Here is a 22,533-nt window from a genome sequence, read left to right as displayed (position 1 = left end):
TCGCCCGTCGTTGATCAAGCCACCGATCGTTCCGGCAGCCTGCGCAGCAGCATCTTGGCGACATCAGCCGCCGGCCGCGGCGGGCTGAACAGATAGCCTTGCGCCTGCGTGCAGCCCTCCTGCCGCAACAAGTCGAACTGCGTATCGGTCTCGACGCCCTCGGCCGTGGTGACGATGCCGAGACTCTTGCCGAGGCCGGTGACCGCGCGCACGATCGCCATCGAGTCCTCGCGTGTCGCAAGGTCCGTCACGAAGGAACGGTCGATCTTGATCTTGTCGAACGGGAAACTGCGCAGATAGCTCAGCGAGGAGTAGCCGGTGCCGAAATCGTCGAGCGAGATGCGGACACCGAAACCACGCAGCTCGTGCAGCACCGCAAGCGTCGCCTCACTGTTCTGCAGCAGCACCGATTCGGTAATCTCGAGCTCAAGCCGATCCGCAGACAGGCCAGATGCTTCCAGCGCCGCCTTCACCGACGACACCAGGTTCGGGTTCTTGAACTGCACCGGAGAGAGGTTGACGGCGACCGCGATGTCCTTGGGCCAGCCTGCGGCATCGGCGCAGGCCTTGCGCAGCACGATGTCGCCAAGCGGAACGATCAGCCCGGTTTCCTCGGCGACCGGAATGAAATTGTTGGGCGCGATCAGGCCGCGCAGTGAATGGTTCCAGCGCGCCAGCGCCTCGAAGGCGACCACCTGATCGCCCACGACATCGCGGATCGGCTGGTAATAGACCTCGAACTCGTCGCGCTCGAGCGCCAGCCGCAGGTCGCGCTCCAGCAGGCGGCGCGCCTGCGCGCGCGCGTCCATCCCGGTCTCGAAGAACCGATAGGTGCCGCGGCCGTCGGCCTTGGCGCGGTACAGCGCCAGATCGGCCTTTTGCAGCAGTTCGTCGGGACCCTTGCCGTCTTCGGGTGCGAGCGAGATGCCGATGCTGACGCCGATCACGAGCTGATGGCCGCCGATCTCGTAGGGCGCGGCGATCCGCTCGACCACGAGACTTGCGAGCTGCGACACGACTGATGGTTCGCAGTTGCTGCAGAACTGCACGATGGCGAATTCGTCGCCGCCAAGCCGCGCCACGGTGTCATGCTCGGTCACGCATTCGCCGAGCCGCCGCGCGACCTCGCGCAGCAGCGCGTCGCCGATCGGATGCCCGAGCGTGTCGTTGATCTCCTTGAAATGATCGAGGTCGAGACAGAGCACGGCGAGCTGGTCGGAGCGCTTGGCCAATCTCGAGGCCTTCTCGAGCTGCTCGCGGAACAGCGTCCGGTTCGGCAGGTTGGTCAGCGCGTCGTGCCGCGCCATGTGCGAGATCTGTTCCTGGGCCTGCTGCCATTCGGTGATGTCTTCGAAAGTTGCGACCCAGCCGCCGCCCTTCATCGGCTGGTCGACCACGCGGATCGCGCGATCATTGCGGCTGACGATCCGCGTCGCGCTGTGGCCGGCTTTTGCCTCGGCAACGAGAACATCGCAGAACTCCTCGGGATCGCCGTCCCACTCGCCGATGGAATGCAGGTCCTGCAGGACGTCGATCAGCAGGCGTCCCTTGAGCGGCACGCGGTTGCGCCCCATGATCTCGCTGTAGCGCTCGTTGAACAGCATGATGCGGCCATCGGCATCGAACATGCACAGCCCCTGCGACATATTCTCGAGCGCGGTATCCAGCACCACTTTCTGCTTGTGAAGCTCGGTCTTGGCGCGACGATCGAGGATGGAAGCGATCAGCGACAGGCCGAGGATGGCGAAGGCCGCAACCGCAGTCATGAACGAAAGCACGCGCGGCGAGACCGAAAGCCCGTCGGGAACGATCGTCGGATCCGGGACCAGGGTGACCGCACCCATCGCGGTGAAATGATGCGAGACGATCGCAACGGTCAGAAGGCCGGTCGCAGCCAGAGTAGTGCGAAGGCTTTCGCCACGCGTGGCAACGACAAGCGCGAGCGCGCCAAACAGGCTCCCGAATGCGATCGATGCGGCCACGATACCGGGCGACCAGACGATGCGCGCAGGCAGCTGCAGGCCCAGCATGCCGGTGTAATGCATCGCCGCGACACCTGCGCCGACGATCGCGCCACCGGCCGCCACCGTCCACCAGCGCTCGTCGAGCGTGGCGACGGCCAATCCGACGGCCAGGATCGCAACTGCAAGCACCAGCGACAGCAGCGTGATGGGAATGTTGTATCCGGCCTCGATGCCAGGATCGTACGCCAGCATGGCGACGAAATGGGTGGCCCAGATCCCGCAACCGCCCACCGCCGCATCAAGACCGATCCAGATCTCGCGGGCGCGGCCCTCTGCGGCGCGGGCACGGTGAAACAGGCTGATCGCGACGGCGCTGGCGAGCAGGCAGATCACTCCGCCAAGGACGACCAGCCGCCAGTCATGTTCCAAAGTGAGACAGGTCAAAACGCGATACATTATAGGCCCCATTTATGGACCTATAAAAACCAGCGCATTCGTGTACGAACGGTAACCGCACTGCAACAAGGTTCCACGCATGGTGAAAAAGCCTTGAACGCAGGACATATCGTCAGGGAATACGGCAATCCCGAGTTGCAATTCGTCTCAGCCGCGCAGCCCGGGCACCAGTTCAGCTCCGGTCTCGACCTTGAGTGACGAGCCGGCGAAATCGTTTCCGATTGGCTGGCAACGGCCGCCGAGATGCTTGGCAAGGAACGCTTCGGTGACGCCATAGAAGGCAAGCCGGTTTTCCGGCCGCACAAAACCATGCCCTTCGTCAGAGAATGTGACGTAGGTCACGGGTACTCCGCGCTGCTTGAGCGCATTGACCATCTGCTCGGACTCGGCAGCCACAACCCTGACATCGCGCAGGCCCTGCGCGATCAGGATCGGCTTGATGGCACGGTCGATGTGGGTCAGCGGCGAACGTTCGACCAGGAATGCACGGCCGGCCTCGGTGTCGGGATCGCCGAGCCGGTTTTTCCAGACACTGATCCACGGGCCCCAGTAGGGCGGGATCGTCGCCATGAAGGTGACGAGGTTGGAAATGCCGAACAGATCGACGATGCAAGCGAACACATCGGGCGTCTTGGTCGCCGCCATCAATGCCGAATAGCCGCCATAGCTGCCGCCGAAGAAGCCGACGCGCTTCGGATCGGCGATACCTTGTGCGATCGCCCAATCGACCGCATCGATCAAATCGTCGTGCATCTTGCCGCCCCATTCGTGGTCGGCGGCAGTGACGAAGGCTTTGCCGAAGCCGGTCGAGCCGCGGTAGTTGACCGCAAGCACCGCATAGCCCCGGCTGGCGAGCCATTGATGGACCGGGCTGAATCCCCAGCTGTCGCGATAATACGGCCCGCCATGGATCACGAGCACCAGCGGCACCCGGCCGGCCTCGGCCTCGACCGGCCGGGTCAGATAGCAGTTGAGGCGCAGGCCGTCGCGCGAGGGGATCACGACCGGCTCGAGCTTGCGCAGCGCAACGCCGTCAAGCGTGTGGCGCTGCGTGAACAGCTTGCGCACCTCACGCGTGCGGCGGTCGAGCAGCGCGTATTCTCCGCTCTCGGTGTCGCGCTCGAAATGGACCGTGCCCAGCTGGAGATCATCGCAGTTGCTGACAAAGCTGATGTCGCCGGCACCATAGCGGCTCAGATCGGCGAGGTCCCTGGCGACGCTTTGATCGACGGCATGCCAGTGCATCCGGTCGGTGATCGCCAGCGCCGCCAATGGCCGGCGATTCTCGTCGAAGATCGCCCTTACGATGTCAGCATCATCATCGGCGGCAAGCAGCGTGGTCTGGCGCGTGGCCATGTCGAGGGCGAACAACGCCGCCTTGTCGCGGCCGCGTGAATCGATCAGGTGCAGCGTCTTGCCGTCGGCGCTGAAATCCAGCATCTGCGTCGTGTCGGTGTCGGCGATCGGCACCGTCATGAAGGGCGCCCAGCTGCCGTCCGGACGGCGCTCGAACACCTCGGCCGAGCCGTCGGCGATCAGGCGATATGCCAGGCGCAGCTGGAACGCGCTGTCGGTGATCAAGCCGACATAGTCGCGGTTCTCGTGGACGAGCTCGCTCGTGCCGGTCACGATGTTGACGCGGTACAGGTCGAAGTAGCGCTTGTCGCGCTGGTTGTGCCGCAGCAGCATCTCCTCGGGGAATTTGCGATCGGACTCCTGCACGAAGGCTTTGACACCGGTCTCCGGCGTCAGAGGCACAATCTTCCCGTCGGTGATGTCGACGCTCGCGGCGCGCCAGTTCTCGTCGCCGTCGCGCTCGCGGAAGAACACCACATGGCGGTTGGTATGTGCCCAGCGATAGCCTGCCGAGATGTTGCGATCGGTGACGTGCGTGACCGGCCGCGCCGCCTTGAGATCGGAAAGCGGGGCGACCCAAAGGTTGTTCACGCCATCGAGCGGCGCGACATAGGACAGCTGCGTCCCGTCCGGGCTGAGACGGACATTGAGGTAGTCGGGATTGTCGAAGAACACCCTGCGCGCGACCAGGTCGGGCGCCTGTCCTCGCGCCGAACCGATCAGACTGGCGAATGGCAGCGCAGCGCCAAGCATGGCGGCGCGCTGCAGCAAGAGGCGACGGTCGATTGGCGCAGGCATCTGATCGGCCCCCGTAGGCGGCGTCCGCCGATGGTGCAACGTTAGATGCAGGCTGGCCGCCGTGCAATCGCCGGTTCAATCATTGCCGCGCTTGTGATGATGCACCGATCCAGATCAGCGCGGCGGCCGCAAGCAGCAATGCGGCGGAGATCACGAGCGCTGCATGCAGGCCGGCGATGAAGGCTGTGGACCGGCTGACCATCGAGCCGAACAGCGCGACACCGAGCACGCTGCCAGTCTGCCGGGTCGCATTCAGCACCCCGGCCGCGATGCCGCCATGCTGCGGCTCGGCGCTGCCGAGCAATGTCGACGTCAACGGCGGCACCAGAAGGCCGAGGCCGGCGCTCATCGCGAGCAGTTGCAGGCAGATCGCGGGGTAGCTGGTGCCCGGGCCTATCAACAGCAGGCCTGCACATCCGGCGGCCGAGGTCGCGGCGCCGAGCGCGATTGCCCGCGGCGCGCCGATCCGCTCCGCAACATGCGGCGCGATCAAATTGGCGGGCAGCACGGCGCCGAGCATCGGCACGAACGCCAGACCGGTTGCGAACGCCGACAGGCCGTTGACCTGCTGGAAGTAGAGGCTGAGCACGAAGATCAGCCCGTAGAACGCGATGTTGACCAGCAGGCCGACCAGCGAGGTCAGGGCAAACATCCTCCGGCGGAACAGCGAGAGCGGCAGCATCGGCTGCGCCGCGCTAGCCTCACGCCAGACGAACAGCACGGAGAAGACAGTGGCGAGAACAAAGCCTGCAACCACGAACGGGCTGCCCCAGCCAAGCGCGCCGCCCTCGATCAGCGCGCCGGCCAGCGTGCCGAGCGCGGCGATGGCCGCAAGCTGGCCCGGCAGATCGAGCCGGTGCTGCTGATGGCGCGTGGTTTCACCGGCAAAGCGCCAGGCGAGCCACAACCCCGCAAGGCCGATCGGCAAATTGACCAGGAAGATCGCGCGCCAGCCGACCAGTATGATCAGCGCGCCGCCGACGAACGGACCGGCGGTCAACGCAAGGCTCGCGCCCGCGGCCCAGACGGCGACCGCGCGTCCCCGCGCCTTCTCATCCGCATAGGCGTGGCGGAGCAGCGCGAGCGAGTTCGGCACCAGAATCGCCGCGGCCAGTCCCTGCACGCAGCGCGCGGCGATCAGCGTCACGGCGTCGGGCGCGACTGCGCAGGCAACCGATGACGCGGTGAAGATCGCAAAGCCCGCCATGAAGACGCGTTTGGCGCCGATCCGGTCGCCAAGCGCGCCGGCGGTCAGGATGAAGGCGGCAAAGGCGATGGTGTAGGCGCTAACCACCCATTGCAGCTCGGCAACGCCCCCGCCGAGCGAGCCGCCGATGGCATTGAGCGCCGTGTTGACGATGGTGACGTCGAGCTGCACGACGCCGTAACCGAGACTCATCGCGGCGAGCGTCAACGTTGCCGCAAGGCCGGTCGACTGCCGATGGGACGCTGCGCTCCCGTCCGGCATGCGCCGGACGTTCAGGGATGTCTGCTGCATGGTCTTGTCCTCGCTCTGGGCAACCAATGCGAGAGATAGGCCTTCGTTTCGACGCAATACTTCGTCACCGATCGAAGTGTGCTGTCGTCATGCCGGCCGGCCCGTGCGGCTGCGGCCATCTTGCGCGGCGTTTTGCCTCAATAGACCTACGGACCGGGTCTTGCGCGGCTCATCCGGGCCCGAGCGGCGGTCTGCAGCCGGACCACGCGCATGTGCACGGCGACTTCACGCTTTGGTAAACGCCGCGGCCGCGCTCCGGCGTCCCCGTGCTGATGCATATCGTCCATTCGCTTCGCGCCGACTGCCCGGCGCCGGTGCCGAGACGGCGGCAAAATCGGCAAAAATGCGGATGAAATCGCCGGGAACGGCCGCAGAACGGCGGAACATGCCGCGTCCCCGCCGCGACGGACGGATACGAGCGACTCACATTCCGCAGAGCGAGACCATATGTAGCCAATATGACAATGACGCTGAACGTGAGCCGAAGGTTGGCTTGTCAAGGGCTGCACAACGCATCGGTTTTGCCTTATGGGTCATCGCGTACGGTGCGTTTGCCCCGTTACCCGTCGCTATCCGTGACCGGGTCCCACTGAAATTGTCCCTGCCGGGAGGATGAATGCTTCGGCTGCTGACCACGCTTGGGCGTGGCTTCAAGGAAAAGATCGGCTGGAAACGGCTCGGGATCGCTGCGAGCGTGCTCATCATCGCGTTCGCAATCACGACGCTGGTCCACACCCTGAAGGGCGTCGATACCGGTATCATCCTCACCGCGCTGACCGACATCGCACCGCACCGGATCGCGCTGGCGGCGCTCTGCGTGGTCGGGGCGTTCTGCACCCTGACGTTCTATGACTTCTTCGCGCTGCGCACGATCGGCAAGACCCACGTCCCCTACCGCATCGCAGCGCTGTCGAGCTTCACGAGCTACACGATCGGCCACAATATCGGCGCCACCGTCTTTACCGGCGGCGCGATCCGCTTCCGGATCTATTCCGATTACGGCCTGTCCGCGATCGACGTCGCCAAGATCTGCTTTCTGTCGGGCCTGACGTTCTGGCTCGGCAATCTGTTCGTGCTCGGCTTCGGCATGGCCTGGCACCCCGCGGCGGCATCGGCAATGGACCTGCTGCCGCCGGCAATGAACCGCCTGATCGCGCTCGGCTGCCTTGCCGGCATCGGCGCCTATTTCGTCTGGCTCCTGACCGGCGAGAAGCGCCGCGAGCTCGGCCAGAACGGCTGGAAGGTGGTGCTGCCCTCCGCCAGGCTGACGCTGCTGCAGATCATCATCGGCGTGGTCGATCTCGGCTTCTGTGCGCTTGCGATGTACCTGTTGATGCCGACCGAGCCGCATATCGACTTCGTCTCGCTCGCCGTCGTGTTCATCCTGGCGACCCTGCTCGGCTTCGCCAGCCATGCCCCCGGCTCGATCGGCGTGTTCGACGCCGCAATGCTGGTGGCGCTGCCGGAGTTCAGCAAGGAACAATTGCTGGCAACGCTGGTGGTGTTCCGTATCCTCTATTTCCTGATTCCGTTCGGGATTTCGATCTCGATCATGGGCATGCGCGAGCTTTGGCTCAACGTGGTGAAGCCCTGGCAAGAACGAAAGCGACTGAGCCAAGCCTGCACGGCTTCGGCGACCGTGCGGCAACCGATCGAAAGCCGGCAGCAGCAGATCAGGCGGCTGAGACGGTAACAGCGACGTTATCGGCCCCAGGTCCCAGCTCTCGGTCCCAGCTCTTCGATGCCGGTATTTCGATCCCCGCACCCGCTTCTCTTATTTTCGCCGTACCGCTCACGTCAAACCGCGCCATGATTGGCTCTCTGGTTCGATTTTCGTTTCGTGTGACGGTCTGCAGCGTGCTGCTCGGCAGCGCACTGCTGGCGGTATTCGCATCAGCCGCCGACGCGCAGGACAGTCAGTTGCAGATCTCCTGGGAGGTCCGCAACCGCTTCCGCCTGTTCCGCGAGGAGCGCGACTTCCGCCTCCATGTCGAAAGCGGGCTTGGCCGCAGCGTGCTGGCCACGGAACAGGCGCTGGAACTGCAAAGCGATGGCCGCGGCTGGGCGCGCAACATGGTCAACCGGCTCTGCATCGACCTGCAGGGCCGCGTCAGCGAGCCCTGCACCCGCGACAACGTCAAGGAAAGCTACCTGACGCCGATCGATCACCCGATCGTGGTTCGCCTCACCGGCCCGGTTCCGGTCGGTGCGACCTGCGCCTGGTCGTTTGACGACGGCGACGGGCCGCAATCCTCGACCTTCGATTGCGCCGAGCCGGTCAATCTGCGCGTCCGTTACGGCCGCACCACGGTCGCGACCGTCGATGTCGCAAGCGGCGCGGACGCCAACCAGCGCCTGACGACGCAGATCGCGGTGCGCGATCTGCTGATTGCGGGCCTCGGCGACAGCATCGCATCCGGCGAAGGCAATCCCGACCGCGCGATTGCGCTCTCCGACGAGGGCTTCTGCTTCCGATCCTATCTCGGCGGCGCGCAGTATTACCGGCCGAGCCGCGCCGGCTACAAGGGCGGCCGCGCCTGCGAGGCGCCGGACACCCTGACCAACTGGCAGCGCCAGAGCGCACTGTGGCTCAACTCGGCCTGTCACCGCTCGCTGTACAGCTACCAGACCCGCACCGCCCTTGCGCTTGCCGTGCAATATCCGCACATCGCGGTGACCTATCTGCCGCTGGCCTGCACCGGCGCCACCATCGCCGACGGCCTGCTCGGCTCGCAGCAGGCGCGGGAATGCCTGCCGACCAAGACCGCCAACACCTGCTCGGGCACCGTCAACGGCCAGATTGCGGAGCTGCGCACGGCGCTGGCGGCCGCCAAGCGCCGGCAGCCGGAGCGCACGCTCGACCTCATCTTGCTCTCGGTCGGCGCCAACGACATCTACTTCTCCGGCCTCGTCGCCAACGTGATCGTCGACACCCCGACCGAGCGCACGCTGTTCAGCCGCGGCGGCTCGATGGCCAGCGTCGACGATGCCCGTTCGGCGCTGGCGCGCGACCTGCCGGCCGATTTCGCCAAGCTGCGCGATGCGCTGAAGCCTCTGGTCGGCGGCGACCTCTCGCACGTCGTCTATACGGCCTACGCCAATCCGGCGCTGGCCAATGGCGGCGCACCCTGCCCCGGCGGCCGCGCCGGCTTCGAGATCCATCCCTCGTTCAACGCCGATCCCAAGCGGCTCGCGTCGGTCTCGGGCTTCGTGCAGAACGAGTTCCTGCCGCAGCTCAAGGCGATCGCGCAGTGCCAGTCCGGCATCATCTGCCGCAATCCGCAGGCCGACCGCATGACCTTCGTCGACGCGCATCAGGATGCGTTTGCAAGCCATGGCTTCTGCGCACGCGCGTCGACCGATCCGGAGTTCGACCGCGACTGCTTCGCCGCCAACGGCGACAGCTTCGTGTCCGACATCGTCGCCGCGGCCAACCAGCCGCTCAAATGCGGCCGCAGCGCCGGCGAATATCGCGCCTATCTGCCGCGCGCGCGCTGGATCCGCGACGCCAATGACAGCTATTTCGCGGCGATGACCTATCCGCAAGGCCTGCCGTCCTCGATGCAGCCGACCGACATCCACGACGCGACATGGGGCATTTTGTCAGCGGTGTATGGCGGCGCGGTGCACCCGAGCGCAGAAGGCCATGCGGCGATGGCCGATGCCGCGGTCCCCGCGGCCGCTACGGTGCTGCGATTGAACACCGTCGTGCCTGAGGTGACGTCCGAGCCGGTCGCACCGCTGCCGATTGCGCCCGAGCAGCGCTGAAGTCGTGAGCCGTTCCTGAAACGAACGACCTTCATGAATTCGGCGCAGAACTAAAATTCATTCAATCGCAATTACTTACAGCCCCCACGCAAACTATGGACTAGGGCTGAGTGCGATTGAATCAATTCCAGCGAGCATCCTGCCGATGCAACCCTGGATATCAACTTCCGCGCCCTGCCCCTATTCATTCGACACGCGCCCTGGTCACCTTGCGAGCGACATTTCGAACCGGATGGCGCACCGCACGCCGCCCTCGATGGTTGTCCGCGCGCTCGCTTTGAGGCTGCACACGTATTGGACCCGATCGCCATCAACGTTTGCTTGCGCTTGACGTGCTGCGAGTGGTCAACTTGCTGATCAATACTCCCGTTTGGAGAAGCATGATGTTCAAGCAGATTGCGATAGTGGCAGGTTTGGCACTGGCACTATCCGCCGCGGCGGAGGCCCAGACACCGCGCAAGGGCGGTACCATTCGGATGACGGCGCCCTATGGCTCAAGTTTCACCAGCATGGACATCCATACGACGCAGCGCGCCCAGGACGAGATCTACGCCAAAGCCCTGCATCGTTCGCTCTACATCTGGAATTCCGCCGAAGGCAAGCCGGTGCTGGAACTGGCCAAGGAGGACATCGTCTCCGGCGGAGGTCTGGTCCATACCTTCAAGCTGCGCGACGACGCGTATTTCCATCACGGTCGCAAGATGACGGCCGATGACGTCATCTGGAGCTACAATCGCATCATGGACGGCAGCAAGGCCTATCCCGGCGCGCGTTTTGTCCGCGTGATCGAGGGCGCGGCCGCGGTCGAGAATGGAGCGGCCAAGGAGATATCCGGCCTCAGGAAGATCGACGACTTCACGCTCGAGATGAAGCTGACCGAGAAGGTCGATCCGGGCTTCTACTTCTTCACCGCGCTGACCTCGATCTATCCCGCCGACGAGGCCGCGAAGGAGGGCTTCCTGCAGAAGCCGATCGGTCTCGGCCCCTTCAAATTCGTCGAGCACGTGCCGGGATCGCGCGTCGTGCTTGAGCGGTGGGACAAGTTCTACAAGCCCGGCAAGCCGTACGCCGACAAGCTCATCGTGTCGCTGATGGGCGAAGCCGCGGCGCGCGATGTCGCCTTCCGCAACAAGGAAATCGACACCTCGGTGCTCGGGCCCGCGCAGTATGTCGCCTATCAGGCCGACCCCGATCTCAAGGGCACCATCGTCGAAGTCGCCGAAGTCTTCACGCGTTACATGGGGATGAATCCCGCATTCAAACCGTTCTCCGACAAGCGGGTCCGGCAGGCGATCAACCATGCGATCGATACCGATCTGATCATCAAGAAACTGGTCAAGGGCAAGGCCTATCGCGCCACAAGCTGGCTGCCCCTGACGTCGCCGTTCTACGACAAGACCATGAAGCCCTATGCCTACGATCCTGCGAAGGCGAAGCAGTTGCTCGCGGACGCAGGTTATCCCTCCGGCTTCGAATTCGAATGGACGACCAGCCAGAATGAAAGCTGGGGCCTGCCGATCGTCGAGGCCATTATCCCGATGCTGGACAAAGTCGGCATCAAGGTGAAGGTCAAGCAGGTCGAGACCGCGGTGTTGTCGGAAGTCATTCGCAAGGGCGACTTCCAGGCCTATGTCTATTCCCAGTCGACCGGCCCGGATCCCCAGGCGGCCCTCAAATGCTTCCACTCGGCGACGCCGCAATCAGCCTGCAACTACATGAGCTTCAAGAACGCGGACTTCGACAAGCTGATCGATGAGGCCGGGCAGACCGATGACGCCGCCAAGCGGGGCCAACTGCTGCAGAAGGCCAATGCGCTGCTCTATGACGAAGCGCCGGTCTGGTTCTTCAACTACAACAAGGCGGTCATGGCGGTGCAGCCGTGGCTCAAGGGGATCCAGTTGAACGCCACCGAACTGACCCACCAGAACGTCGAAGACCTCTGGGTCGACGAGACCTCGCCCGCGAAGTGACATGTGCTCTCGCCCTCCCTCCATCGCAGGGACTGATGGAGGGAGGGAGGAAAACGTCCAATGCTCGCCTTCCTGATCCGTCGAATCCTGCAAACCATTCCGACCGTGCTGGCCGTCGTGCTGGTGATCTTTGTGCTGTTCAGCGTCGTTCCGGGCAGCATCGTATCGAGCATGGGCGATGACGGCAGAGGGCCGACGGACCCGCAGGTCGTGGAGCGCATGAAAAAGCAGCTCGGCCTCGACGATCCCGTCTACATCCGCTTCGGCTCCTATATCTCGAGGCTCGCGACAGGCGATTTCGGGACGTCGTTCCGGACGCGCGAGCCCGTCACCACCATGATCGCCAAACGGATGTGGCCGACGCTGCAACTGATATTCGCAGCCATGACGTTTGCAATTGTGGTCGGGGTACCGCTCGGTTTCATCGCGGCGCTGCGGCCGGGCGGCATCGTCGACACGGTCTCGATGGTCGTGGCGGTGTCGGGCCTGTCGATGGCGAAATTCTGGCTCGGGCTGCTGCTGATGTACCTGTTTGCGTTGAAGCTCGGCTGGCTGCCGAGTTTCGGCTATGGCGATGGCGGGCTCAAATATCTGATCCTGCCTGCCGTGACGCTCGGCGTCTCGCCGATGGCGTTGCTGGCACGGACGACGCGCGCCGCGGTTCTCGAGATCATGACCGCGGATTTCGTGCGGACCGCGCGCTCGAAGGGCATGAGCGAGACCCGGGTCGTGAAATGGCATGTGCTGCGCAATGCGCTCGTGATCATTCTCACGACCATTGGCCTGCAATTCGGCGCGTTGATGGGACAGGCGGTCGTGGTCGAGAAATTGTTCTCGTGGCCCGGCATCGGCTCACTGCTCGTCGACAGTGTCCTGCAGCGCGATATTCCCACCGTCCAGGGCTCCATTCTCGTGGTGGTGCTGTTCTTTCTCGCGGTCAATACGTTGATCGACGTGGCCTATGCCGTGATCGATCCGAGGATCAGATACGCATGAGCGCCGGTCGGCTCTCTCACGGCTGCGCGCGATTGAGCGTACCGCCTGTCTCGGCGGAGCTGCCACGATGAAGCTCGGAACCAGTCTCATCGTCGGCGGGGCGCTGTTCGCGCTTGCGGTCTTCGTCGGCCTGTTTGCGCCCTGGCTGGCGCATACCGATCCCGTCATGGATGCCAACCTCTTGAATGCGGAGGAGCCGCCGAGCTGGATCTGGTGGTTCGGCACCGACGCGCAGGGCCGCGACATCTACTCCCGCGTCTTGTACGGTGCGCGCATCTCGCTGACGGTCGGCATCGTCTCGCAGCTCGCCAACAGCGTGATCGGCGTGACACTGGGCCTGACCGCGGGCTATTGGGGCGGCTGGTGGGACGACGTGGTCAACGGGCTGACCAATCTCATGCTCGCAATTCCCTCGCTGATCTTCGCGCTTGCCATCATGGCGGTGCTTGGGCCCGGCCTGACCAGCCTCCTGATCGCGCTCGGGCTGACCAACTGGTCGTTCTCCTGCCGGATCGCACGGGCGTCGGCGCTGTCGCTCAAGAGCCAGGGTTATGTGCAGGCGGCAAAAGTGCTGGGCTACGGCGATCTGCGCATCATGATCACGCAGCTGCTGCCGAACATGCTCGGACCGATCATCGTCATCTCTACGCTGGGCATGGGCGGCGCGATCTTGGCCGAAGCCTCGCTTTCGTTCCTGGGCCTCGGAATCCGCCCGCCCTTTCCAAGCTGGGGCAGCATGCTCTCGGAGGCCCGAGACCAGATCACCACGGCGCCGTGGCTGTCGGTTTTCCCCGGCCTCGCGATTTTCCTGACGGTGCTCGGCCTGAATCTGCTCGGCGATGGCCTGCGTGACATTCTCGATCCACAGTCGCGGAGCCGGCGCACATGACGCCCCCTCCTTTGATCGAAGTCGAGAACCTGCGTATCGACCTCGACAACGGGTCCAGCCGGGTTGCGGCGGTCGAGGGCGTTTCATTCCGCATCGATCGTGGCGAGACATTCGGCCTGGTCGGCGAATCCGGCTGCGGCAAGAGCATCTCGGCGCTCGCCTTGATCGGCCTGTTGCGCCGGCCGCTTTCGATCGGCGCCGGCGCCATCCGATTTGAGGGCCGCGAGATCCAGGGACTTACGGCCGCCGAACAACGCGTGCTGCGCGGCAATCGCATCGCCATGATCTTCCAGGAGCCGATGACGGCGCTCAACCCGGTCTCGCCCGTTGGACGGCAGATCGCGGAGATGTTCGTGCTGCACCAGGGCAAGAGCTGGCGCGAAGCCGACCAGCTGGCTGTCGAGGCGCTGGCCAGCGTCCGCGTCCCCGCGCCCGAGCGACGGGTGAAGGATTACCCACACCAGCTTTCGGGCGGCATGCGTCAGCGGGTGATGATCGCCATCGCACTCGCATGCGGACCGGACCTTCTGATCGCCGACGAGCCGACCACCGCGCTTGACGTGACCGTGCAGGCGGAGATCATCGAGCTGATGCGGAATCTATGTGCCGAGAGAGGCACTGCGATCCTGATGATCAGTCACGATCTCGGCCTGGTCGCCAACCTCTGCCGCCGCGTCGCCGTCATGTATGCCGGCCGCATCGTCGAGGAGCGCGGCTCGGACGATGTCTTCCGTGCATGCGCGCATCCCTACACGCAAGGTCTGGTCGACGCGTTGCCGCGGCTCGGCACGCGTGCGGCACTCGGCCGTAGCAGGCTGAAGGAGATCGCGGGCGTCGTCCCGGCGATTGCGGATTTCCCCGCGGGTTGCCGGTTCAATCCACGTTGCGCGCAAGCGACCGAGATTTGCCGGACCACCGCGCCGGAGATGACACTGCTCGGGGAAGACGGATTTGTCAGGTGCCATCACCATGCATGAACCTGCGCAAGGGTCCGGCGACGATGTCATCCTCAGCGTGGAGGATCTCGCGGTCCATTTTCCGATTGGTGGCGGATTCCAGGGCGGCGGCCGGAGGCTGCTGCGTGCCGTCGACGGCATCGATCTCGAACTGAAGCGCGGTGAATGCCTCGGTCTGGTCGGCGAATCCGGTTGCGGCAAGTCGACGGTCGCGCTTTCGATACTTGGCCTGCTGCCGCCGACGCGCGGCCGCATCGTGCTGGACGGGCAGGTCGTGACCGGGCGGCAATCGATCGATCGAAAGGCATTGGCCCGCATCGTCCAAATGGTGTTTCAGGATCCCTACGCTTCGCTCAATCCCCGCCAGACCGTTCGTCGCACGCTCGAGGCCCCGCTGCGGCTGCATGGCGTGACGGCCAAGAGCGAGATCGACGGACGCGTCGAGGCGATGCTCAAGCATGTGGGCCTCCGGCCCGAGCAGGCCGGCCGCTACCCACATGAATTCTCGGGCGGCCAGCGTCAGCGCATCGGCATCGCTCGCGCGCTGATCCTCAATCCCAGGATTGTCATCTGTGACGAGCCTGTATCGGCGCTGGACGTCTCGATCCGCGCCCAGATCATCAATCTGCTGCTGGAGCTGAAGGAAACGCTTGGTCTCTCCTACATCATGATCAGCCATGACCTCGGCGTCGTCGAGCACATGAGCGACCGGGTCGCCGTCATGTATCTCGGCCGCATCGTGGAGACCGGCGGCTGGCGCGAAATCTTCGAACGACCGGCGCACCCGTATACGCAAACCCTTATCGCCGCGATTCCCGATCCGCTACGCCGCGCACCGCTTGCGACGACAAGGGGCGAGCCTCCCAGTCCGCTCAATCCGCCCGACGGATGTGCGTTCAATCCGCGCTGTCATTATGCCGAGGCGATCTGCTGCCGCGAGCCCGGGCCATCGCTCGAAACGCGCCCCGACGGACACGCGGTCCGGTGCTGGCGAACTGAAGAGATTGCCGGTCGGGCCTTCGCGGACCCTGCCCCAGCCTTCAATCGAGACTGAGAGAGGACCTTACCGCTTCTTCAACGGCTGCGGTGGTGGCGGCGGAGGCGGCTTCACCGCTGCGGCTTGCGCCGGCAGATACTTGGCGACGATCGCGGGATCGAGCTGGGCGATCGCGGTATCCGGCAGCCGGGTCCAGACCTCGTCCTTGCCGAACAGCGAGATGCCGAGATAGCCGCGCATGGTTAGCGTCTGTCCATCGGCGCTCAGCGTCATCTTGGCCTTGTAGATCTTGCCGTCACGAGGATCGAGCACGTTGCCGTTCTCGTACTTCAGGCCATCGCGCTTCATTTCGCGAATAAAGGACAGACCAAGCCACGGCGCGTTCTTGCGGTCGTCAGTGCATTTCGAGCAGACCGGATTCGGCGGATCATCCGGATCGGAGAAAATCTTGGCGATCACGCCCTCGAAGATGCCGTTGTGGTCGATCACCAGGAACCAGCCGTCGGGCTTGCCGTCCACTAGCTTCTGCCAGAGGCCGGCCGCGGATGATGGGTCGGCCGCCCTGGCTGAAAGCGGAGCAGCTAGAGCGAAGGCTGCCGCGATCGCAACGATCAGCCGAAATCTGGACAGCGTATTCCGCATCGTCATCACCTGATCAATCGACAACTCGAATAGCAGCAGACTACGGCCATTTCACGGAGGGTTCCAGTACCCGCACCGCGCAGGTCATGGCCGATGCCTCCGGCATTGGTCGCTATTGGAGTGGAATCAGTTCACTCCAAGCTTTTTCTGCAAACTCGATGACGAGGTTGTGTACTGGAACACCAGCCGCTTGTCCGGATACACGTAGCGGTGGGCCTTCTGCGCCATCAGCGCGCCCTCGTGGAAGCCGGAGAGAATCAACTTCAGCTTGCCCGGATAGGTGTTGATGTCGCCGATCGCGAAGATACCGGAAATATTGGTCTCGAACGCCGCGGTGTCGACCGGTACCAGATTGTTCTCCAGCGCCACGCCCCAGTTCGCGACCGGGCCGAGCTTCATGGTGAGCCCGAAGAACGGCAGCATCGTATCGCAGGTAATGGTCGAAAGCGCGTTGTCGTTGCCCTTCAGCGCCGCGCCGGTGAGCTGGCCATTGGCGCCCTCGAGCCCCGTGACCTGACCGATCTTCAGATCCATCTTGCCGCCGGCGACCAGCGCGCGCATCTGCTCGACGCTGTGCGGCGCTGCGCGGAAATCGTCGCGCCGGTGCAGCAGCGTGATGCGCTTGGCGATCGGATGCAGATTGAGCGTCCAGTCGAGCGCGGAATCGCCGCCGCCGACGATCAAGATGTCCTTGTCGCGGAACTGCTCCATCTTGCGCACGGCATAGAACACCGACGTGCCTTCATAGGCCTCGATGCCGGGTACCGGCGGCCGCTTCGGCTGGAACGAACCGCCGCCAGCCGAGATCACCACGACCTTGCACTCGAATTCGTTGCCGGCGTCGGTCTTCACGCGGAACAAGGGATCGCCGATCTTCTCGATCGACTCGACCATCTCGTTGAGGTGGAAGGTCGGGTTGAACGGCTTGATCTGCTCCAGCAGCTGCTCGGTCAGGCCCTGGCCGGTGACGAAGGGGATGCCGGGAATGTCGTAGATCGGCTTCTCAGGATAGAGCTCGGCGCACTGCCCGCCGATCTTGTCGAGGATGTCGACCAGATGCACCTTCATGTCGAGCAGACCCAGTTCGAACACGGCGAACAGTCCGCAGGGACCCGCGCCAATAATCAGCACATCGGTTTTGATCACTTCGCTCATATCCGCTTCTTTTCAGTTGAAATCGGCTGGACGGCTTTCGCCTGCCCAACCAAGTATGGCCGGATCGGGACATGCATAATAGGGACAGCGGCTGGCGCGGCAACCCCTTGCCGAGCCTGCGCAACTCGGCTGTATGGGCGGGAAACCGACGGAGATCCCCCTCGTGAACGCCCCTGTCCGCGCCGACGATGCGCTGCGCCTGGAAGACTTTCCCTACCGCCTGTCCGACAATGTGCGCTTTGCCGATCTCGACCCGAACGGGCACGTCAACAACGCGGTCTATGCAAGCTATTTTGAAACCGGCCGCGTCACGCTGGTGAAAGACCGCAGTATGGGGCTGATGCCGTCGGGGCTTGGCTGGATCATGGTGCGCCTCGACATCCATTTCCGCGCCGAGTTGCACTGGCCGGGTCAGATCGAGCTCGGGCTCGGTCTCGTCAAGTTCGGACGGACGTCGACCACCTTCGATCAGGTGGTGTTTTCGGAAGGCAGATGCGTGGCGTCGGCGAAGGCGGTCACGGTGATGATCGATGAGGCCACGCGCAGGCCGACGCCGCTGCCGGCGGAGGTCAAGGACAACTTCCGCCGCTGGGTCCGTCGTGGTGTGAACCCGGACGGCGCATAAGGGACCTTAAGCTTGCCGCTCCGGCGTCGACACGACCAATCCGTCGAGGTCGTCGGTTACCTTGATCTGGCAGGACAGCCGCGAGTTCGGACGCACGTCGAAGCCGAAATCCAGCATGTCCTCTTCCATCGGCGACGGCGCGCCGACCTTCTCGCGCCAGGCTTCATCGACATAGACATGGCAGGTTGCACAGGCGCATGCGCCGCCGCATTCGGCTTCAATGCCGGGAATCGCGTTGCGGATCGCGCCTTCCATCACCGTCGCGCCGTTCTCGATATCAATGGAGCGTTTCTCTCCGGAATGGTCGATAAAGTGGATTTTGGCCATGATTGCTCGTGCTGCCGGAATGCGCCGGACGATGGTTGGAAAGGTCCCGGCAGTCGTATAACGGGTCGATCCGCGCTGCGCTAGCGCGGAGACCGAAAACCTGCCGGCCGGCCCGGGCGGGCGCTCAGGCAGCGGCGGCGGGCTGTAGAAGCGTTGTAGGGCTAGGAACGGCGCAGAATCAGCTCGATCGCCGTGCGCGCCTCGGCGATCGCGGCCCCGAGCGCGGCCAGCGGCTGAACCGGATCGGAACCGCCGGTCAGCGCGGTTTCGAGCTGGGTGGCGGCCTCGGCGACGCCGAATGCGCCGATCGCCCGCGCCGATCCTTTCAGGGTGTGGGCATGGATCGCCGCCTCGGGCGGCAAGGCAGCCAGCTCGCCGAGGATCCGGGCGGACTGGGTCGAGAACATGGCCAGGACTTCCCGCTCCAGCCCCCGGTCGCCCAGCGTCATGCGCTGCAGGTGATCGAGGTCGATCGGCCCGTCGCCGGGCGCGAGCGGTGGCGATTGCGTCCATTCAATCCGTTCGAGATGAAGCGGCATGGCCCGTCCCTGTCGTCTCCGCCCGGTCTCGCCGGCGGCGCGTTGGCCAAACCAATCACGAAACTGGTTAACGGATTGTTGTCGGGATGATCGGTAAAACCGCCCCATTCTGGACAATTTCCGGACACAATCGACGCGCTAACGCAGGAATTTCGAGTACCCATAAGGCCTTATGGCGCAAAGCTGTTAACGATGATTAAGAAAGTATTAATCGCAAGCATTTCATTCGCATCGCTCAGCCAATAGGATGTTTGCGGATGTAGCGGACAAGCCGCCGAGGGGGGCGCTTGCCTCCGCTTGTGGGCACCGGCTTCGAGCTTGCGTGGGGACGATCGCAGGCTCGCCGACGCGTAAAATAGTGAGAGGGCTTGGACTGAACATGGCGAACACTCCCAAGAAGGTCAAAGATCCCACCGAAGTCGCGCTTTCTGCCATCCAGGAAGCCCTCAATATCAGCGAACAGGGCGCGGAGAACCGCAGCCCCCTCAACGAAGGCGCCGCGCCGCCGAATCTGCCGCCGCCTGCGCCCGATTTTTCAGCTGCGTTCGATCAGCGTCCGAATGCCGATCGCCCGGCGTTCGAGCCGATCGAGGAGTCGCGCGCCCCGCGCCGCGCTGCCAACGATGATCGCGAGACCATCGGCCAGATGCTGCAGACGTTGCAGGGCGGCCGTTCCGCCGGCAACGCCTTCACGCTGTTCTTCGTCTGCTCCGGCGCCTGGCTGCTCGGCGGCGCGATCCTCACCATCGCGTTCTGGCCCGCGCTGCAGGCTTCGATGGCCCAGGGCACCGGCGTGCTGGTGCTCGCCGGCCTCGCCGCGCTGTTCGCCGTGCCGATCCTCCTGTTCTACTATCTCGCCAGCCTCGCCGCGCACGGTCAGCGCATGCAGATGATCGCGCAATCGATGGCGCAGGTCGCAATGCGATTCTCCGAGCCGGAAAACGCCGCCGCCGATTCCATGGTGACGGTCGGTCAGGCGATCCGCCGCGAGGTCGCGGCGATGGGCGACGGCGTCGAGCGTGCGATCGCGCGCGCCGGCGAACTCGAGACCCTGGTTGCCAACGAAGTGGCGGCGCTGGAACGCGCCTATTCCGACAACGAAGTGCGCATCCGCGCGCTGCTGCAGGACATCGCCCACCAGCGCGACAATCTGGTCGGCCAGGCCGAGCAGGTGCGCAGCGCGATCTCCGGCGTGCAGATCGATCTGCGCCACGACATCGCGCTGATCTCGGACGCGATCGCCTCGCGCGTCGACGAGGTCGCCAAGAGCATCACCGGCGCACTGGAAGAGCGCGGCCAGCACATCACGACGGCGCTGAGCCATGCCGGCGACAACATGATCCTCGCGCTCGGCGAGCGCGGCGGCGACCTGCTCGACCGCCTCGAGGAAGCCAGCGCCGAGACCACCCGCGCGGTGATGGACGCCTCCGAGCGGCTCACCACCAGCCTCAACTTCAAGACCGGCCACGTCCATGACGAGTTCGTCGACCTGGCCGATCGCGTCCACGAGATGCTGAACGAGCGCGTCGACCGCATCACCGGCGAGTTTGAGCAGCGTTCGTCTGCGATCGTCGACGGCATCTCCGACCGCACCGAAGAGGTCCACGACTCCCTGAAGAACTCCGCGGACTCTCTGCTGCTCGAGCTCGAGCTGCGCAGCAATGACCTCGTCAGCAAGATCGACGACGCCGGCAACCGCCTCGCCGGCCAGATCATGACGTCCGGCGACAAGGCGAGCGAGGCGCTCGACGTCACCGTCAATTCGCTGGTCGCCAAGGTGGTGGGCCAGACCGAGACCGCGCACGATTCGCTGTCGCTGCAGATGAGCGCGTTCGACGACCTGGTGAAGAACCACGGCAGCGAGCTCGCCGAGAAATTCGCCCGCGACTCCGGCACGCTCGGCGCGCTGATCACCCGCCACATCTCGGAATTCGACCGCACGGTGAAGACCTTCGGCGGCGATATCGTCGAGCGCATGGGGCAGCGCACCCAGGACATCGCCGACAGCCTGAAGACCTATGTCGACACCTTCGACCATCGCGTCACCACCAATAGCGGCGATATCACCGCCTCGCTCGACCAGCGCCTGCTGCAGTTCGAGACCACGCTCGGCAGCCGCGTCACCAATCTCGACGCCTCGCTGAACGACAAGCTGTCGTCGTTCGACTCCTCGCTCGCCAGCAGGATCGGCTCGTTCGATGGCCGCCTGCAATCGCTGGATGACACGATCGACGGCCGCATGAGGACGCTCGAAGTCACCTTCGAGAGCCGCGCCAAGTCGGTCACCGACACCATCGACGGCCATCTCGGCACGCTCGCGACGCAACTCACCGACGGCGCCACCCAGGCGATCCAGTCGATCGACTCGCGCCTCGGCCTGCTCACCACGACCCTGACCGAGGGCACGGTGCAGGCGATCGCTGCGGTCGACCACCGTATCAACGGCGTCACCGAGACCATCGACAACCACAGCAACCGGCTTGCCGACACCATCAACGGCCACAGCACCCGCCTCGCCGAGACCATCGACGGTCACAGCACTCGCCTCGTCGAGACCATCAGTGGTCACAGCTCGAACCTGACCGACACCATCACCGCGCGCTTTGCCGATATCCGGCAGGGCATCGAGAGCCGCGTCGGCGTCATCGCCGGCGACATCGACACCCGCGTCGCGCAGTTCGAGGACCTGCTGGGCTCGCGCGTCGAGGCCGTCGCCGGCCGCATCGAGAGCAGCGGCCGCCAGGCGAGCGAGGACCTGATGTCCCGCGCCGAATTGTTGTCGTCGAGCATCAAGTCCCATGTCGAGGACGCCGAGCGCTCGCTGACCAACCTCGTGGTCAACACCAGCGAGACGATCCAGACCGGCGCGCGCACCGCGCAGCAGGCGCTGCTCATGGTGTCCTCTGATGTCGGCAACCAGCTCAAGCAAAGCTCGGCCGAGGTCGAGAGCGTGCTGACCGCCGTCGGCACCAGCGCCGCCAATTCGATCCTCACCAGTGCCCGCGACGCGCAGGTCTCACTGGTCTCTGCGTCCGGCGACGTCGCCTCCCAGATCAAGGCGCTGTCGGAGGATGTCGAGCGCACGCTGCAGGCCGCCGGCAGCGCCACCGCAGCCTCGGTGCTGTCGGGCGCCCGCGACGCGCAGACCACGCTGGTCTCGGCCTCGGCCGAGGCCGCCAGCCAGGTCAAGTCGCTCGCCGCCGATGTCGAGCAGTCGCTGTCGATGTCCGGCTCTGCCGCCGCCGAAGCGATCATGACCGGTGCGCGCGAGGCCCAGACCACCCTGATCGCGACCTCGACCGACGTCACAGGCCAGGTGAAGTCGCTCGCTAGCGACGTCGAGCGCTCGCTCTCGATGGCGGGTTCCGCGACCGCGGAAGCCGTCGTCGCCTCCGCCCGCGAGGCCCAGAGCACGCTTGCCGGCGCCTCCACCGAAGCCGCCAATTTGGTCCGCACGCTCGCGGCCGACGTGCAGCACTCGCTCTCGACCGCCGGCACCGCGACCGCGGAAGCCGTCGTCGCCTCCGCCCGCGAGGCCCAGAGCACGCTCGCCGGCGCATCCACCGACGCCACCAATCTGGTCCGCACCCTGTCGGC

At 64.7% G+C, this 22,533-nt stretch carries 15 protein-coding genes and 1 pseudogene; 9 read left to right on the top strand and 7 right to left on the bottom strand.

All coding sequences use genetic code 11. The features are described 5' to 3' along the window. Positions 1–14: 14 nt before the first annotated feature. From K359_RS0148705 to K359_RS0148695, 3 genes are all read right to left on the bottom strand, one after another. Positions 15–2,420, bottom strand: a complete 2,406-nt coding sequence (locus tag K359_RS0148705) for an EAL domain-containing protein (protein WP_029085356.1) — start codon at positions 2,418–2,420, stop codon at positions 15–17. A gap of 147 nt (positions 2,421–2,567) precedes the next feature. Then, positions 2,568–4,574 (bottom strand): S9 family peptidase, encoded by a 2,007-nt coding sequence (locus K359_RS0148700; RefSeq protein WP_029085355.1) that lies wholly within the window; start codon positions 4,572–4,574, stop codon positions 2,568–2,570. Positions 4,575–4,653: 79 nt separating this feature from the next. Continuing rightward, complete coding sequence (locus K359_RS0148695; protein WP_035978665.1) at positions 4,654–6,072, bottom strand: MFS transporter; 1,419 nt, start codon at positions 6,070–6,072, stop codon at positions 4,654–4,656. Positions 6,073–6,688: 616 nt separating this feature from the next. Here K359_RS0148695 and K359_RS0148690 point away from each other — a divergent pair. The 7 genes from K359_RS0148690 to K359_RS0148660 all read left to right on the top strand — a co-directional run bounded on the left by K359_RS0148690 (position 6,689) and on the right by K359_RS0148660 (position 15,705). After that, on the top strand, positions 6,689–7,765 hold the full coding sequence (locus K359_RS0148690) for a YbhN family protein (protein ID WP_029085353.1): 1,077 nt from the start codon (positions 6,689–6,691) through the stop codon (positions 7,763–7,765). Positions 7,766–7,881: 116 nt separating this feature from the next. Next, complete coding sequence (locus tag K359_RS0148685) at positions 7,882–9,840, top strand: hypothetical protein (protein WP_035978646.1); 1,959 nt, start codon at positions 7,882–7,884, stop codon at positions 9,838–9,840. Positions 9,841–10,220: 380 nt separating this feature from the next. Continuing rightward, positions 10,221–11,810 (top strand): ABC transporter substrate-binding protein, encoded by a 1,590-nt coding sequence (locus tag K359_RS0148680; protein WP_029085351.1) that lies wholly within the window; start codon positions 10,221–10,223, stop codon positions 11,808–11,810. Between the two features lie 60 nt (positions 11,811–11,870). Next, positions 11,871–12,806, top strand: a complete 936-nt coding sequence (locus K359_RS0148675; protein WP_029085350.1) for an ABC transporter permease — start codon at positions 11,871–11,873, stop codon at positions 12,804–12,806. 67 nt (positions 12,807–12,873) lie between these two features. Further along, positions 12,874–13,695, top strand: a complete 822-nt coding sequence (locus K359_RS0148670) for an ABC transporter permease (RefSeq protein WP_029085349.1) — start codon at positions 12,874–12,876, stop codon at positions 13,693–13,695. After that, the gene (locus K359_RS0148665; RefSeq protein ID WP_029085348.1) at positions 13,692–14,672 is read left to right on the top strand and encodes an ABC transporter ATP-binding protein; all 981 of its coding nucleotides are present in this window, start codon (positions 13,692–13,694) and stop codon (positions 14,670–14,672) included. Before K359_RS0148670 ends, K359_RS0148665 begins: the two co-directional genes overlap by 4 nt. Further along, positions 14,665–15,705: an ABC transporter ATP-binding protein gene (locus K359_RS0148660; RefSeq protein WP_035978645.1), complete on the top strand. Its 1,041-nt coding sequence runs from the start codon at positions 14,665–14,667 to the stop codon at positions 15,703–15,705. The genes K359_RS0148665 and K359_RS0148660 overlap by 8 nt, the downstream gene beginning before the upstream one ends. 9 nt (positions 15,706–15,714) lie before the next feature. Here K359_RS0148660 and K359_RS0148655 read toward each other — a convergent pair whose 3' ends face one another. Both K359_RS0148655 and K359_RS0148650 read right to left on the bottom strand, forming a co-directional pair. Beyond that, positions 15,715–16,290, bottom strand: a complete 576-nt coding sequence (locus K359_RS0148655) for a DUF2147 domain-containing protein (protein ID WP_029085346.1) — start codon at positions 16,288–16,290, stop codon at positions 15,715–15,717. Positions 16,291–16,416: 126 nt separating this feature from the next. After that, a complete protein-coding gene (locus tag K359_RS0148650; protein ID WP_029085345.1) occupies positions 16,417–17,445 on the bottom strand; it encodes an NAD(P)/FAD-dependent oxidoreductase in 1,029 nt (342 codons plus the stop codon). Between the two features lie 163 nt (positions 17,446–17,608). Here K359_RS0148650 and K359_RS0148645 point away from each other — a divergent pair, with 163 nt between their 5' ends. Continuing rightward, positions 17,609–18,070: a thioesterase family protein gene (locus K359_RS0148645; protein WP_029085344.1), complete on the top strand. Its 462-nt coding sequence runs from the start codon at positions 17,609–17,611 to the stop codon at positions 18,068–18,070. Positions 18,071–18,076: 6 nt separating this feature from the next. Here the strand turns inward: K359_RS0148645 and K359_RS0148640 are convergent, their stop codons facing one another. After that, positions 18,077–18,397 carry a 2Fe-2S iron-sulfur cluster-binding protein gene (locus K359_RS0148640; RefSeq protein WP_029085343.1) on the bottom strand — a complete coding sequence of 107 codons (321 nt, stop codon included), beginning with the start codon at positions 18,395–18,397 and terminating at the stop codon, positions 18,077–18,079. 161 nt (positions 18,398–18,558) lie between these two features. Continuing rightward, the gene (locus tag K359_RS0148635) at positions 18,559–18,936 is read right to left on the bottom strand and encodes an Hpt domain-containing protein (RefSeq protein WP_029085342.1); all 378 of its coding nucleotides are present in this window, start codon (positions 18,934–18,936) and stop codon (positions 18,559–18,561) included. A gap of 379 nt (positions 18,937–19,315) precedes the next feature. On the opposite strand from K359_RS0148635, the pseudogene K359_RS56800 reads away from it, so the two are divergent. Beyond that, positions 19,316–22,533: pseudogene (locus K359_RS56800) on the top strand (negative regulator of septation ring formation); the annotation flags it as partial.

The sequence above is a fragment of the Bradyrhizobium sp. th-b2 genome (genome assembly GCF_000426785.1).
Taxonomy (GTDB): Bacteria; Pseudomonadota; Alphaproteobacteria; order Rhizobiales; family Xanthobacteraceae; genus Bradyrhizobium; species Bradyrhizobium septentrionale.
This window is presented reverse-complemented; position numbering and strand designations above follow the sequence as displayed.